The organism is Corallincola spongiicola (assembly GCF_004284785.1).
Taxonomy (GTDB): Bacteria; Pseudomonadota; Gammaproteobacteria; order Enterobacterales; family Neiellaceae; genus Corallincola; species Corallincola holothuriorum.
In genome coordinates, this window is sequence record NZ_SHLY01000006.1 from 182,904 (window position 1) to 196,970 (window position 14,067).

Below are 14,067 nucleotides of genomic sequence, written 5' to 3' on the forward strand. Positions count from 1 at the left end.
GCCGAAAGCCTTAGTATGGCCGATTACCAGATCAGGACTGTTGTATGAAATTTATGCCGCGCGTATTGCTGACTTCGCTAATGATTGGCTCAGCGTTTTCTTGTGTTTCGCTGGGATATGCCAACACACCGTCACCCGGTGCAAGCCATGACGTAGTGCAGTTGGGTGTGATTGAAGCGCCCTTGGCGACCGATAAAGACCTATATGCTCGTGTAGAGATCAAAGGTGAGGGTGGACAAAAAGCCCCTGACCAGGCGAATGCCTATGATGTTCGCTCATTCGGCCCGGTGGTACCTGATGACACCATGTGGTCCATCGCGGTCAAAATGCGCCCCGATAGCAGTGTCTCTATCTATCAGACCATGATGGCGATCTATGACGCTAACCCATCAGCTTTCGAAGATGGTGATCTGCACAGGCTAAGAAATGGCAGTGTGCTGATGGTGCCACCAATGGATCAGATCCAGCAGCTTAGCGCGGCAGACGCTCAAGCTCGCTTTAATGACTGGGCTCAACGGGGTCCGCAAGCACAATCTGAGCAGAAACAGAAAGCCAAAGAAGCGGAAAAACTTGCTGCGTTGGAAGCGGAAAAAGCCGCGGCTGCGGCGGAGAAAGAGCGCCTGAGACAAGAGAAACTTGTACTTGAGCAGCAAGTTGAAAAAATGGAAAAGGTCGAAGACCTACGCAGTGAAACCTTATCAACAGAGTTAGCGCAAGCTGGCGGGGCGGTTGAAACCCTGCGCGCTGAGAACGCGCGTTTACGCCTGCAACTCGAAAGTGCAAACAAAGAGTTGGCACTGCTAAAAGAGCAGGTGGGCAAAGAGGAAGTGTTGCAGCAGAAGTTAGCTGACTTGTTAGAGGCGCAAAGACAAGTGGGTGAGCTGACGCAAATTGAAGATCAAAAGTTGGCTGATCAAAGTTGGGATCAGTGGTTGATGGAGCGTCAGGGGTTACTCGCCTTGCTGACTACCATCCCAACCGTCTTATTCATCGGCTTGCTAGCGTTCTGGTTGCTGCGTAAAAACCGCAGTGATAGCCCAGCAGAAGAGAGCACTGTGGCGACAGAGCTGCCTGCAGATACGGTTGAAGCCGATACCATTGGTGCGCCAGAGGCCTTGCCTGAGGAAGAGGTTGCGGGCTTGGATGAACTGGACGCATTTGATCTTGAGGATGATGTTGAACAGTCGGTATTGGTTGACGACGATGATGACGATCTGTTGGCCGATCTTGGTGAGGCGGATGCAGAGCAACTGTTCGGCGATGAAGCGGCTCATGAGATCCTCGAAGACGAGCTGGGTGATGCGATTGAACTGTCTGATGACACTGAGATTGCGCCGGAGCCTGCAAGTGAGGAGATTGACGAGGCTGAATTAGGCCTAGATGACATTGATAGCTTGCTTGCTGATTTTGACGAGGATTCGTCGGGAAAAGATGACGCTTCGACTCAGCCTGCTTCTGCTGATTCGGAGCTTGATCTGTCTGATGGCGTTGATGAGCGCAGTGACGAAGCGGTTGATATGGTTGATACAGCCGTTGAGCAGGATGACTTAGACGCTCTGTTGGCCAGTGTCAGTGAAGAAGACGATAGCGAAGAGGCGGTTGCAGAAGAAGCTGCTGACGCGCCGGTGGATGTCGATGATATTGATGCCTTATTGGCAGAAACTGAGGCACAAGCCGGGGCAGAAGCCGGGGCAGAAGATGAGCCGGTTGAACAAGTTGCCGAGGAGTCTGAAGAGGCCAGTGCTGATGAGCTTGATATAGACGAGCTGTTGGCTGCAACGCAGGATGATAGTGCTGCCGCGGAACCGGTAGAGACAGAAGTTAGCGACGAACAAGCCGCTGTCGATACTGATGATATTGATGCTCTACTTGCCTCTGCTAGCGAAGATGAGGTGGCGGAAAGCACCGAAGAGGTTGAAGAAGTTGAGGAGCAGATTGTCGATGATTTAGATGTCGATGCTGACCTTGATGATATTGATGCATTGTTAGCCGCAGCTGATGTGGCTGAACCTGAGAGTGACGTTGTCGAGCCTGCAGCTGAAGAGACTGCAGAGCAAGAGATGGGGCTGGCAGATGATGGCGATGATCTAGATGCTTTGTTAGCTGCAGTTGATGAGGCTGAACCTGAGGCTGACGTTGTTGAGCTGGCAGCTGAAGAGGTTGAAGAGCAAGAGATCGATCTGGCAGATGATGGCGATGATCTGGATGCTTTGTTAGCCGCAGCTGATGATGCAGAACCTGAGGCTGACGTTGCTGAGCTGGCAGCTGAAGAGGTTGCAGAGCAAGAGATCGATCTTGCAGATGATGGCGATGATCTGGATGCATTGCTAGCCGCAGCAACGGAAGAGGAATCAGGCCAAGATCTCGAAGTAGAAGAGGCGCCTCTCGAAAGCGATACGCTTGCTGAGGTCGATGATTTAGATGCCTTACTGGCTGAAGCGGCCGAGCCCGTCAATGTCGATGCTGCGTTAGAAGCGCTTGTGGATAGTGAGGCACCTATTGATGACGCCGAGCTGGCGTTGGCTGATGAAGAACCTGCTACCGACACGCTGGCTGAAATTGATGACCTCGATGCGCTATTGAAGCAAGCGACCGAGGAAGAGAGTAGCGATGAGGCAATCGTTGCTGATGACACTGAAGACGCCGAAGATGCGCTGTCACTAGTTGACGCCGCGGATGAGGCAGATCTTAGCGTTGAAGATGTCGATCTCACGGTTGATGATGAGGAACTGTCAGCAAGTGACGCTGAGTTGGCGGATTTTAACCTTGATGAATTAGCACTGGCAGATGAACCTCTTCCTGAGGATGAGATAGATTTCAGCCTTGGTGGAGACGATGAAATCCTTGCCGAAGTATTGGACGAGTCTCCGGCCGGTGAAGATCTTGAACGTTTAGATGAGGTCTCTGCTGACGAACTGCTAAATGAGTTGTCACTTGCCGATGAAACCGAGCCAGCCGCTGAAACGACAGCGCCTGCGTTGGAAGAAGCGGATGATCTAGACGCTCTATTGGCAGAAGCGGACAATATTGATGATAGTGGCCTTTCATTGTCTCTTGATGATGCCGTGGCTGAGTTGCCAGAGGAAGAAGAGTCAGAAGCAGAGCAGGCGCCGTCTCTGGAAGAGGATCTTGGCCTTTCGTTAGCGTTGGATGATGAGCCATCACCGGCTAAAGTTGATGATAGCGAAAACCTATCTCTCGCTAGTGAAACGGAAGAGAGAACGGGTGAGCAGGCTGATGCTGAAGGGTATATCGATATCGACAGCATTATGGATACGCCAGAGCAGGAGAGCGGCAGTCCAACAGAACCTTATCATTCGGGCGGTGTAGCTAAGGCTCTGAAAGGTTTTGCTGACATAGCCCCTGATGCCCGGGAGATGGATGTTGATGACGACAATGGGTATAGCGCCAAGCTTGATTTAGCCCGTGCCTACATTGAGATCGATGATCCTGAAGGGGCAACGGTTATACTCAACGAAGTGATTGAAAAGGGCTCTGAAGATCAGAGAGTGGAAGCGCAGTTGTTACTTTCAAGATTGAATCAGTAGCGACTCGCGGAATTTGCAAAGGCCGGTATAATACCGGCCTTTTCGTTTTATCGAGACGGTGTTTTATGCGATTGGCCCTTGGCATCGAATACGATGGTGCTAAATATTCCGGCTGGCAACGCCAACGCCACGCGTTAGGTGTGCAACAGAAGTTGGAAGAAGCGATAGGTTCGATCGCCAATGAACCTATCGAGCTGGTGTGTGCTGGACGGACGGATGCTGGGGTTCATGCAACCGGTCAGGTTGTTCACTTTGATACCAGTGCTGAGCGCGATATGGGAGCGTGGACGCTCGGGGTGAACTCGAAGCTACCCGATGATATCGCCGTGACTTGGGGCAAACTGGTCAGTGATGATTTTCACGCACGCTTTACCGCGTTTGCCCGTCGTTACCGATACATCATTTTTAATGAACGTCTGCGTCCCGGTATTTTGCGCCGCGGCGTTAGTCACTACCATATGCCACTGGATGCGGCAGCCATGCACATTGCGGCGCAATGCTTGGTTGGTGAGCATGACTTCACCTCATTTCGCGCTGTACACTGCCAGTCGAACTCTCCTATGCGTAGCCTCAGCCATATTACTGTGCAACGCCGTGGCAGCTATATTATTGTTGATGTAAAAGCTAATGCCTTTCTTCATCATATGGTGCGCAATATTGTTGGAAGTTTGATTGTGGTAGGTGAAGGTGAAGCGCCGACTACTTGGATCGCCGATGTTTTAGCGGCAAAAGATCGTTGTCAGGCAGGTGCAACGGCAAAACCTAATGGCCTCTATTTAGTTGATGTCAGCTATCCTGATGAGTGGGATTTGCCAAAAACGCCGATGGGGCCGCTGTTTTTAGCCTAATAACGTGTTTTTTTGGGTGCGTGATGATGGGGTATGACCAGTTTTCTCTTATGTTTAGGGGGCTGGTTGTGATTAAATTGGACAGTTTTGCCGGAACCCGGTGTTTTGCAATGAATTTTGTTGAGCTAAAACTGTCATAGCAGCAGTAATAGCGGACGATACAGAGGGAAATAATGAGCTGGATTGAGAAGATTCTTCCCAAGAGCAAAAGCGGTTCGACTAAGCGTCGAAATATTCCTGAAGGGATCTGGACTAAATGTCCAGCCTGCGAACAGGTGCTTTATCGCGCGGAGTTAGAGCGCAATCAAGAGGTATGCCCCAAGTGTACCCATCATATGCGCATCCATGCTCGCCCTAGACTGGATAGTTTCCTGGATCCCGGTTCACGGGAAGAACTGGGTAGTGAACTTGAGCCGCGAGATATTCTGAGATTTAAAGACACCAAGCGATATAAAGAGCGTATTGCATCGGCGCAAAAGGCGTCGGGTGAAAAAGATGCATTAGTAGCGATGAAAGGTGAGCTGAAAGGGTTGCCAATTGTTGCAGCAGCATTCGAGTTCTCTTTCATGGGCGGCTCAATGGCGTCGGTCGTTGGTGCTCGCTTTGTAAAAGCCGTTGAGGTCTGCTTGGCTGAAAATCGTCCACTGATCTGCTTCTCAGCCAGTGGTGGCGCTCGGATGCAGGAAGCGTTGTTTTCGTTAATGCAGATGGCTAAAACCAGTGCTGCTTTGGCAAAAATGAGTGAAAAAGGCCTACCGTTTATCTCAGTCTTAACCGATCCAACGATGGGTGGTGTATCGGCGAGCTTAGCGATGTTAGGTGATTTAAATGTTGCTGAGCCGAAAGCACTGATTGGTTTTGCTGGACCACGGGTTATTGAGCAGACGGTGCGAGAGAAGTTGCCAGAGGGCTTCCAACGCAGTGAGTTTTTGGTCGAGCACGGTGCTGTCGATATGATCGTAGATCGTCGAGAGATGCGTGACACCTTGGCCCGTGTATTGGCAAAACTCAGTGATAAACCGAGCACCGAAGCGGCTGTAAGCGAGTAGTCGGATCCCATTGATGCAAAATGAACGTTTTGAAAGCCAGTCCCTTGAGGACTGGCTTTGTTATTTGGAAAAGCTGCACCCCGCTGAAATTGAGATGGGGCTGGAGCGTGTGTCCAAGCTGGCGGCGCGTTTATCGTTAATTAAGCCAGCACCAACAGTATTGTTGGTCGGTGGCACTAACGGTAAGGGGTCGACGGTTGCTCTGTTGGAAAACCTTTGTTTGGTACAGGGGCTGACGACGGGTATCTATTCATCACCTCACCTTAGACATTACAACGAACGTGTTCGTATCAATGGTAAGGAGTTAGAGGACAGCCAACACAGCCAAGCGTTTGCTGCTGTAGAGGCAGCTCGGGGTGATATTGCGCTGACCTATTTTGAGTTTGGTACCTTGGCTGCCTTATGGCTAATTGCTCAAGCCGATGTGGATGTCGCCCTGCTGGAAGTGGGTTTAGGTGGCCGACTGGATGCAACCAATATTGTTGATGCTGATGCCAGCGTGATCACCAGTGTCGACCTGGACCATCAGTCCTTTCTTGGTAACACCCGTGAATCTGTTGGTTTTGAGAAGGCCGGTATCTTCCGCGCCAACAAGCCTGCCATTATTGGCGAACCCGATGTGCCACCCACCATGCTCGAACAGAGTCGACTCAAGCAGGCTATCCCAGCTTTTGTGGGCGAGGATTTTCACTATAAGAAGCGCCAGGACAGTTGGTACTGGCAAACGGAAGGTAAGCTGTTGGAGCGACTGCCACTGCCGAATATTCCGTTGGCGAATGCTGCCACTGCGTTGATGACTTTGCATCAACTGAAGCTGATGCCCGACATTGAGCTGGTTAAGCAGGTATTGATTAATACCGTGCTTCCTGGTCGCTTTCAGGTTATTTCCCAACAGCCAACTGTGGTGCTTGATGTTGGCCATAATCCCCATGCTGCGAACTACTTAAACAAGCGGTTACAAGCATTGAAAGGTGACGGTAAGGTAATTGCTGTCGTGGCGATGTTGGCGGACAAAGATATTGCCGCGACGCTATCGGTAATGCTGCCGACGGTGGATCAATGGCTCGTTGCCAGTTTGGATGTTCCGCGCGGCGCGACGAGTGATCTATTAGAAGATAAGTTAGCCGAGCTTGGCTCGTCCAGCGACCGTTTTGAGCAAGTGAAAGATGCCTATGATCACGCCTTAGCACATGCTTCGGCGGGTGATGTGGTAATCGTTTTTGGCTCGTTTTACACTGTCGCCGAGATATCAGCCTAAGCAGGGGACGTTTTTTGGCCAATCAACTTACCAATCGATTAGTGGGTACAGTGGCATTACTCGCCGTAGGCATCATTGTATTGCCTGATTTGCTTGATGGCGAAAAACAGCGGCATAGTGATGAGTTTGCTGTGATCCCCTTGAAACCAGAGGTTGACCTAGCGATCCATCAAGATGACTTGGCGGCGGCTGAGGGGTTGGTTGAGCAGGAAGATACGGCCGCGGCGCTCTTAGCTGAGAACCAGCCGCCAGTTGTTGATATTGATGGCGACAATGTGGTGGTCAGCGAGCCAGATATTGACGCAGCAACGCCAGCGCCAGTAGTCGTAAAACCAGTCAAATCAGCGCCGAAATTGGAAGGCTTTAAGGATAATGCCTGGGCTATTCAGTTGGGTGGCTTTAAGAACGCTAAAAACGTCAATGGTCTGATCAACAAGTTGGAAAAGGGCGGTTATACAGTGTATACCCGACCGAAAACACCAAAAGATGGCATGATCACGCGAGTTTATATTGGTCCAAGTCTTGATAAACAAGCGCTTGAAAGCAAACTGGAAAGTTTGAAAAAACTGACTGGCCTGACTGGCCAACTGACCGCATATAACCCTTTGGAACAATAGGCGGGATAGGCAAACCGTGAATGCTTTGTTAGAATTCGCGCCGTCCTGAAATAGGTGCGTAGTACATGATTTGGATTGATTTCCTCATTCTCGGCGTCATAGCTTTATCATCGCTGATCAGCTTGATACGCGGTTTCGTTAAAGAAGCAATGTCGCTGGTCAGTTGGGTGGCGGCGTTTTTTATCTCCAGCACTTTCTATCGTGATCTCTCTGCTCTGCTGGCGGACAGTATCTCTGACGCTCTGATCCGGGACGGGGTATCTGCACTGGTACTCTTTATTTGCACCTTGATCCTTGGCGCACTCATCAACTACATCATCTCCCAATTAGTTCAGAAGACCGGATTGTCAGGCACAGATCGCGTGCTCGGCATATGCTTTGGTGGCCTGCGTGGGGTGCTGGTTGTTTGCGCCATGATTTTCTTAATGACTAAATTTTTCCAGTTCGCTGATAGACCTTGGTGGCAGGCTTCTGAATTGATCCCGCACTTTGAAATCATCATTGACTGGTTCTTTGAACACCTGGACGAGACACAAGAGTTGGTCGACCAGGCTGCTAGCGCAGTTTAAAAACGGGGTATATTCGCTATGTGTGGCATTGTTGGGATCGTGGCTCAGTCGCCAGTTAACCAATCTATTTATGACGCGCTCACTGTGCTTCAGCACCGCGGCCAAGACGCGGCAGGTATCGTTACTATTACCGAGGATGGTAATTTTAGATTGCGTAAGGCCAATGGTCTGGTGCGTGATGTATTTGATGTTAAGCATATGCACCGTTTACGGGGCAATGTTGGCATTGGTCATGTGCGTTACCCAACCGCTGGTAGCTCTAGCTCTGCCGAGGCGCAGCCGTTTTACGTTAATAGCCCTTTTGGTATTGCTCTCGCTCACAACGGTAATTTGACCAATGCCGATGAGCTAAAAGAGATGCTTTTTAATGAAGCTCGCCGTCATATCAATACCACGTCAGATTCCGAAGTACTGCTAAACGTACTTGCCCACGAGCTATGCTACGAGCCTAATCTTCAGCTCACCCCTGAGCATGTGTTTGGCGCTGTTTCCCGTGTTCATAAGCGCTGCCGGGGTGGTTATGCCGCTATCGCCATGATTATTGGTCAAGGTATGGTTGCCTTCAGAGATGCTTTTGGTATCCGACCTATTGTTCTTGGTAAACGAGCCAAGGCTGACGGCGGTTTTGACTATATGGTCGCGTCGGAAAGCGTTGCGTTAGATGCCGTCGGTTACCAGTTTGTTCGCGACTTAGCCCCAGGTGAAGCAGTGTATATTACGGATCAAGGCGAGCTGTTTTCTCAGCAATGTTCTGATGATCCTAAATGCTGCCCATGTATTTTCGAATATGTTTATTTCGCTCGTCCAGACAGCAAAATCGATGGCGTGTCGGTTTATGCCTCCCGTGTTCGTATGGGCCAGCGATTGGGTAAAAAGATAGCCAAGGAGTGGGCGGATCTGGATATCGATGTTGTTATCCCGATCCCTGAAACTTCCTGTGATATCGCTTTGGAAATCGCTAATAACCTTGATCTACCGTACCGTCAGGGTTTTGTGAAAAACCGTTACATTGGCCGTACTTTTATCATGCCTGGGCAAACTGAACGGGTTAAATCGGTACGCCGTAAGCTCAATGCGATCACTACCGAGTTTAAAGGCAAGAACGTGTTGCTGGTGGATGACTCAATTGTTCGTGGTACGACGTCAAATCAGATTATCGAGATGGCTAGGGAAGCGGGCGCAAAGAAAGTTTATTTTGCTTCGGCGGCTCCGGAAATTCGTTTCCCGAATGTTTACGGCATCGATATGCCATCGGCGAATGAACTGATTGGCCATGGTCGTGAACTGGATGAGATTTGTGACATCATTGGTGCCGATGGTTTGATCTTCCAGGATTTAGCGGATCTGGAGCTGGCGGTTCAGGATGGTAATCCTGATATTGACCAGTTTGAAACATCAGTATTTACCGGTCAGTACGTCACTGGCGATGTGACACAAGAGTATTTGGAGCATATTGACCAAGTGCGTAATGATGATGCCAAGGCTGATGAAGAGTTTTTCCAGAACAGCTCCAACATGGAACTGCATAACGAAGGCCATCCGTGAGTGGCTGGTTTAGATACTCTGATTGAGTGTTTTTGATAATAAAAAAGGCAGCGAAAGCTGCCTTTTTTTATCTAACAGAAAGGGCCACTTACATATATTCAGGGCCTAAACCCAAGTTCCAAAGGATCACTGACCCGGCCATCAGAGCAACCAGCAAAACCAAGCCGCAGGTAACCACAGAACTGGCGTAGATAAAGCCACGCTCTTCCGGGATATGCATCATGATAGGGACGCCGCTATAAAGCAGATAGACGCTATACGCGACGCCAGCGAGTCCGACCAGCATTACAAACCATAAGATTGGCAGTAGTGCGGCAAAGCCAACCATAAACAGGGGGGTGGAGGTATAAGCGGCGAGTTCCAGCGCATGGGTGAATGAGGTTTTTGTGCCGAAAGTGTGTGCCATCCACTGGGTCAGCCAAGCTAAGCCAAAGACGCCAGCAATTAAGCCAAAATACATGGCTATCGACATTTTGAGGGCACTGGCTTCGGTGAGCATGATGGGATCACCTGCGCCAATACTCCAGCCGATATGAGCAGCAGCATAGTAACTGCAGATCGCCGGTATCAGGGCCGTTAACATAATATGTGACAAACTGTAGGTTAAACCTTCATGTTTGAGGTCGATTGCTTGCCATTCTTCACGAGGGTGGGCATAGATGCCCCAGAGGTGGTTCAATATCATAGTTGTTGCCCTTTTGCTTCTTCCCCAAGAAATAGAACAGGCGCGCGTTATTATAATTGTCGCGTCACCCTATGAACATTTATTGACCAGTATCGCGATTTCTGCAAGTTGCGGAGGCAACTCGTGCTGCGGATCATGATCCAGCTCTCCACACTCTAATAGAACGTGATATGACACCAATGAGCTTGCTTACGCTGAACTCAGGCGTTTAGATCAGACACAGAAGCTGTGATAGAACAAGAACTGTGTGGATCTAAGCTGAAAGCTGAGCAGGTTGCAGGTAGCATAGGCGATTCATGTATCTATTCTGCAATTGAGCTATCGCTGTCATGGATCTGGAACATCAACAACTGCTGGCCCCCATCTATCAATTTCTTAAGTGTGAAACGCCTGAAGCCTGGATTGAAGAAGCAATCAAGCCTGAGCGCTTGTCCGCTTTGTTGGTGGATCATGCTAACTGTGAACTGAAAGCAGCACAGAGTGCCGCGCTGCTTATTCGCCGTTACGCTATCGACAAGGAGAGTGGTGCGACCCTGTTATCTTGGTTAAAGCCTTATGAAGACTTTGTTTATCGGCAGGAGGGAGACGGTATTTTTTCTGCTAAGAAGAATGCACTGATTGGCAGCCTAAAAACCAAAGATCTTAAGCCGGAAACGCAGGATCTGCTGGATAAGATGGTGCGTCTGATTAAAGAGGAACTGCATCATTTTGAGCAGGTGCTGGAGATCATGCAAGCCAGAGATATTCCTTATGAACAGCTGTCCGCGGCCAGATATGCCAAGGGGCTCATTAAACACGTGCGTACCTATGAACCCGCCGCTGCCGTTGATAAGTTGATTATCGGTGCCTTTATTGAAGCGCGGAGCTGTGAACGCTTTGCCAAGCTTGCACCCTATTTGGATGCGGAGCTGGAGAAGTTTTATATCTCCTTACTGCGGTCGGAGGCGCGACATTATCAGGACTATCTGAAGCTTGCTGCGACGATATCTGCTGACGGGCTAGAGCAACGCATCGCATTTTTTGCTGAGCAAGAAGCATTGCTGATGACCAGCGAGGATGATCAATTTCGTTTTCACAGCGGTGTGCCAACGTCAGTTGTAGCTTAAGCGCTATTTTTATCTTCCGGTGATAGGGGGGCGTGGTGCAGTTCAAAGCTATCGGCATCGAAGGTGAGATAGCTGGATTGGCTATACCAGTCACCGAGGACGATACGTTGTCCGGTTCGGCCATTGGCCAAGGTGACATCATGGACAAAGGGACGATGAGTATGGCCATGGATCATCAGCTCTACGCTGTTATCAGTCATGACCTGTGTCACTTCCGCTGACGTTACATCCATAATTTCGGCGCTTTTCATCGCCGTTGCAGCTTTGCTTTTTGCGCGATAATCATCGGCGATCTTTTTTCGCAGACGTAGCGGCAATGACAACATAAAGCCTTGCCACCACCAAGTTCGGCTCTTGCGGCGAAATTTTTGGTAGTCATGATCTTGGGTGCAAAGGGTGTCACCATGGAGTAACACCACCGGTTTGCCATACAGTTCGACGACACACTGTTCTGGCAGCAGTGTCACGCCAGACTGTTTTGCAAAGCGCTTTCCTAACAAAAAGTCCCGATTCCCATGAATAAAATAGACAGGTACACCACTTTGAGTCAGGGTCAAAAACGCCTGCTTCACCTGATTGATGCACTCATCTTCAAAATCGTCGCCAAACCAGGCGTCAAACAGATCACCTAGGACATAAAGCGCATCCGCCTGACTGGCCGTATCCGTCATAAACTCGACGAAGGCGGCCGTAATATCAGGCCGCTCGACGCTGAGGTGGAGATCTGAAATAAAGAGAGTGCTCACTAGGCGTTAGACCAGTTCAGCAGATTCGATCACTACATCTTCACGGGGCACATCTTGGTGTCCGGCGTAGTTACCTGTACTGACCGCTTTGATTTTGTCGATCACATCCATTCCCTCAACGACTTCTGCAAATACGCAGTAGCCCCAACCTGAAGGCGTTTCAGAGGTATGGTCAAGGAAGGTGTTGTCGGAAACATTGATGAAGAACTGGCACGTTGCTGAGTGAGGATCGTTGGTACGAGCCATTGCCAAGGTGCCTACTTTGTTGCTCAGGCCATTGTTAGCTTCGTTTTTGATCTTTTCGTTGGTTGCCTTTTGTTCCATGCCTGGCTCAAAGCCACCACCTTGGATCATGAAGCCATCAATAACACGATGAAAAATGGTGTTGTTATAGAAGCCTGATTTCACGTATTCGACAAAATTTGCCACGGTTGCTGGTGCCGCTTTTTCGTTCAGTTCTATTTTAATGTCGCCAAAATTAGTGTGCAGGATAACCATTTGAACTCTCTCCAGTGCATTGTTTGGCTGGATTCTAGCGGATGCGACGCAAGGCTGAAAGGTGTGAGGTGCCGTTTAAGTAGAAAGCTGAGATAAAAAGGGCGATGCGTGGCAGCGGACGCGATGGTAGAATCCCCCTCTATTTGGTGATTTAACCGCAAAGGACGATTGTTTCAATGTTGCAGATCTACAATACGCTCACCCGCGAAAAAAAGGCGTTTCAACCGCTTCAGCCCGGCAAAGTAGGGCTCTACCTGTGTGGGGTTACAGCGTACGATGATTGTCACATTGGCCATGCTCGTACCGCGGTGAGCTTCGATGTAGTGGTACGTTATCTGCGTTTTTCCGGCTATCAGGTGGAATTTGTACGTAACATCACCGATGTGGACGACAAGATCATTAAGCGTGCTTTAGAAAATGGCGAGAGCTGTGACCAGTTGACTGCCCGCACTGTGGCGCGGATGCATGAAGATTACGACAAATTAAATATTTTACGCCCTGATATCGAACCTCGCGTGACTACCCATATGGATGAGATCATCGCTTTGGTGGCGCGCCTGATAGAGAAAAAGCACGCTTACGTCGCGGAGACCGGTGATGTGATGTTCGAGGTCTCAAGTTTTGATGAGTATGGTCGGTTAGGTGGCCAAAACCTCGAAATGTTGCAGGCTGGCGCGAGGGTAGAAGTTGAACGGAGCAAGCGTAGCCCGCTCGACTTTGTGCTCTGGAAGATGGCAAAGCCGGGTGAGCCTAGCTGGAGCTCTCCGTGGGGTGAGGGCCGACCGGGCTGGCATATCGAATGTTCGGCGATGAACGCCAAACATCTCGGTGAGCATTTCGATATTCACTGCGGCGGCTCAGACCTCATCTTTCCACACCATGAGAATGAGATTGCACAGTCTTGCTGCGCCTTTGATACACCCTATGTCAACCTGTGGATGCATAGTGGCATGGTGCAGGTGGACAGTGAGAAGATGTCAAAGAGCTTGGGCAACTTTTTCCTTATTCGCGACGTGTTAACTGAGTATGACGCAGAAACCATACGTTTCTTCCTATTGTCTGGTCATTATCGTAGCCAGTTGAACTACTCTCGGGATAACTTGCAGCAGGCGAGGGCAGGCCTAGAACGTCTGTATACCGCGATGCGTGATATTGAGCCTGCGTCAGCAGCGGATTTTTCAACGGATGCCACGAGCAAGTTCCGCCAGGCGATGGATGATGACTTTAATGTGCCGGAAGCGATGTCGGTATTGTTTGAGTTGGCGAAAGAGATCAATCGGTGTCGCCAAGCAGAGCCTGAACGGGCGGCACAGTTAGTTGCCCAGTTAACAGCGCTGGGTGGCGTGCTGGGCATACTGCAACAATCGCCAGCGACTTTTTTGCAGGGCGATGAAAGTCAAGATGAAGTCGCTTTAATTGAATCTCTGATTGCGCAGCGTAATGCCGCTCGGGCAGCAAAAGACTGGGGCGCAGCAGACGAAGCGCGGGACAAATTGAATGAGATGAAAATTGTGTTGGAAGATGGCCCTGAAGGCACAACTTGGCGTCGAGGTTAACCGCGGTTCTACCGTAGCAAAGCCAAAGTAGAAATAAAAACG

The 14,067-nt window shown here is 49.9% G+C and carries 12 protein-coding genes; 9 read left to right on the top strand and 3 right to left on the bottom strand.

The window, feature by feature from the left end:
- Positions 1-44: 44 nt before the first annotated feature.
- The 7 genes from EXY25_RS15625 to purF all read left to right on the top strand — a co-directional run bounded on the left by EXY25_RS15625 (position 45) and on the right by purF (position 9,434).
- Positions 45-3,548 carry a FimV/HubP family polar landmark protein gene (locus tag EXY25_RS15625; protein ID WP_130567569.1) on the top strand — a complete coding sequence of 1,168 codons (3,504 nt, stop codon included), beginning with the start codon at positions 45-47 and terminating at the stop codon, positions 3,546-3,548.
- A 65-nt stretch (positions 3,549-3,613) separates the two neighbouring features.
- Complete coding sequence (gene truA, locus EXY25_RS15630; protein ID WP_114339922.1) at positions 3,614-4,396, top strand: tRNA pseudouridine(38-40) synthase TruA; 783 nt, start codon at positions 3,614-3,616, stop codon at positions 4,394-4,396.
- 173 nt (positions 4,397-4,569) lie between these two features.
- Positions 4,570-5,445 (top strand): acetyl-CoA carboxylase, carboxyltransferase subunit beta, encoded by an 876-nt coding sequence (accD, locus tag EXY25_RS15635; protein ID WP_114339923.1) that lies wholly within the window; start codon positions 4,570-4,572, stop codon positions 5,443-5,445.
- Between the two features lie 13 nt (positions 5,446-5,458).
- A complete protein-coding gene (gene folC, locus EXY25_RS15640; RefSeq protein WP_130567571.1) occupies positions 5,459-6,703 on the top strand; it encodes a bifunctional tetrahydrofolate synthase/dihydrofolate synthase in 1,245 nt (414 codons plus the stop codon).
- A gap of 14 nt (positions 6,704-6,717) precedes the next feature.
- Entirely contained in the window at positions 6,718-7,320 is a 603-nt protein-coding gene (locus tag EXY25_RS15645; protein WP_158538150.1) for an SPOR domain-containing protein, read from the top strand.
- Positions 7,321-7,385: 65 nt separating this feature from the next.
- A complete protein-coding gene (locus EXY25_RS15650; RefSeq protein ID WP_114339926.1) occupies positions 7,386-7,889 on the top strand; it encodes a CvpA family protein in 504 nt (167 codons plus the stop codon).
- An 18-nt stretch (positions 7,890-7,907) separates the two neighbouring features.
- Positions 7,908-9,434 carry an amidophosphoribosyltransferase gene (gene purF / locus EXY25_RS15655; RefSeq protein ID WP_114339927.1) on the top strand — a complete coding sequence of 509 codons (1,527 nt, stop codon included), beginning with the start codon at positions 7,908-7,910 and terminating at the stop codon, positions 9,432-9,434.
- Between the two features lie 88 nt (positions 9,435-9,522).
- Here purF and EXY25_RS15660 read toward each other — a convergent pair whose 3' ends face one another.
- Positions 9,523-10,119, bottom strand: coding sequence for a Yip1 family protein (locus EXY25_RS15660; protein WP_114339928.1), 597 nt, complete (start codon positions 10,117-10,119; stop codon positions 9,523-9,525).
- 329 nt (positions 10,120-10,448) lie between these two features.
- Here EXY25_RS15660 and miaE point away from each other — a divergent pair, with 329 nt between their 5' ends.
- Positions 10,449-11,225, top strand: a complete 777-nt coding sequence (gene miaE / locus EXY25_RS15665; protein WP_130567573.1) for a tRNA isopentenyl-2-thiomethyl-A-37 hydroxylase MiaE — start codon at positions 10,449-10,451, stop codon at positions 11,223-11,225.
- Here miaE and lpxH read toward each other — a convergent pair.
- Together lpxH and EXY25_RS15675 are read right to left on the bottom strand one after the other, a co-directional pair.
- On the bottom strand, positions 11,222-11,971 hold the full coding sequence (gene lpxH, locus EXY25_RS15670) for a UDP-2,3-diacylglucosamine diphosphatase (RefSeq protein WP_130567575.1): 750 nt from the start codon (positions 11,969-11,971) through the stop codon (positions 11,222-11,224). The genes miaE and lpxH overlap by 4 nt on opposite strands.
- A 6-nt stretch (positions 11,972-11,977) precedes the next feature.
- Positions 11,978-12,469 carry a peptidylprolyl isomerase gene (locus tag EXY25_RS15675; protein WP_130567577.1) on the bottom strand — a complete coding sequence of 164 codons (492 nt, stop codon included), beginning with the start codon at positions 12,467-12,469 and terminating at the stop codon, positions 11,978-11,980.
- A gap of 176 nt (positions 12,470-12,645) precedes the next feature.
- Here EXY25_RS15675 and cysS point away from each other — a divergent pair, with 176 nt between their 5' ends.
- Positions 12,646-14,025 carry a cysteine--tRNA ligase gene (gene cysS / locus EXY25_RS15680; protein ID WP_114339932.1) on the top strand — a complete coding sequence of 460 codons (1,380 nt, stop codon included), beginning with the start codon at positions 12,646-12,648 and terminating at the stop codon, positions 14,023-14,025.
- Positions 14,026-14,067: the final 42 nt, after the last annotated feature.

What these genes read in the sequence shown, in the direction of transcription:
- EXY25_RS15625 (WP_130567569.1), top strand. Translation starts at nt 45, where the DNA reads ATGAAATTTATGCCGCGCGTATTGCTGACTTCGCTAATGATTGGCTCA.
- truA (WP_114339922.1), top strand. Translation starts at nt 3,614, where the DNA reads ATGCGATTGGCCCTTGGCATCGAATACGATGGTGCTAAATATTCCGGC.
- accD (WP_114339923.1), top strand. Translation starts at nt 4,570, where the DNA reads ATGAGCTGGATTGAGAAGATTCTTCCCAAGAGCAAAAGCGGTTCGACT.
- folC (WP_130567571.1), top strand. Translation starts at nt 5,459, where the DNA reads ATGCAAAATGAACGTTTTGAAAGCCAGTCCCTTGAGGACTGGCTTTGT.
- EXY25_RS15650 (WP_114339926.1), top strand. Translation starts at nt 7,386, where the DNA reads ATGATTTGGATTGATTTCCTCATTCTCGGCGTCATAGCTTTATCATCG.
- purF (WP_114339927.1), top strand. Translation starts at nt 7,908, where the DNA reads ATGTGTGGCATTGTTGGGATCGTGGCTCAGTCGCCAGTTAACCAATCT.
- EXY25_RS15660 (WP_114339928.1), bottom strand. Translation starts at nt 10,119, where the DNA reads ATGATATTGAACCACCTCTGGGGCATCTATGCCCACCCTCGTGAAGAA.
- miaE (WP_130567573.1), top strand. Translation starts at nt 10,449, where the DNA reads ATGGATCTGGAACATCAACAACTGCTGGCCCCCATCTATCAATTTCTT.
- EXY25_RS15675 (WP_130567577.1), bottom strand. Translation starts at nt 12,469, where the DNA reads ATGGTTATCCTGCACACTAATTTTGGCGACATTAAAATAGAACTGAAC.
- cysS (WP_114339932.1), top strand. Translation starts at nt 12,646, where the DNA reads ATGTTGCAGATCTACAATACGCTCACCCGCGAAAAAAAGGCGTTTCAA.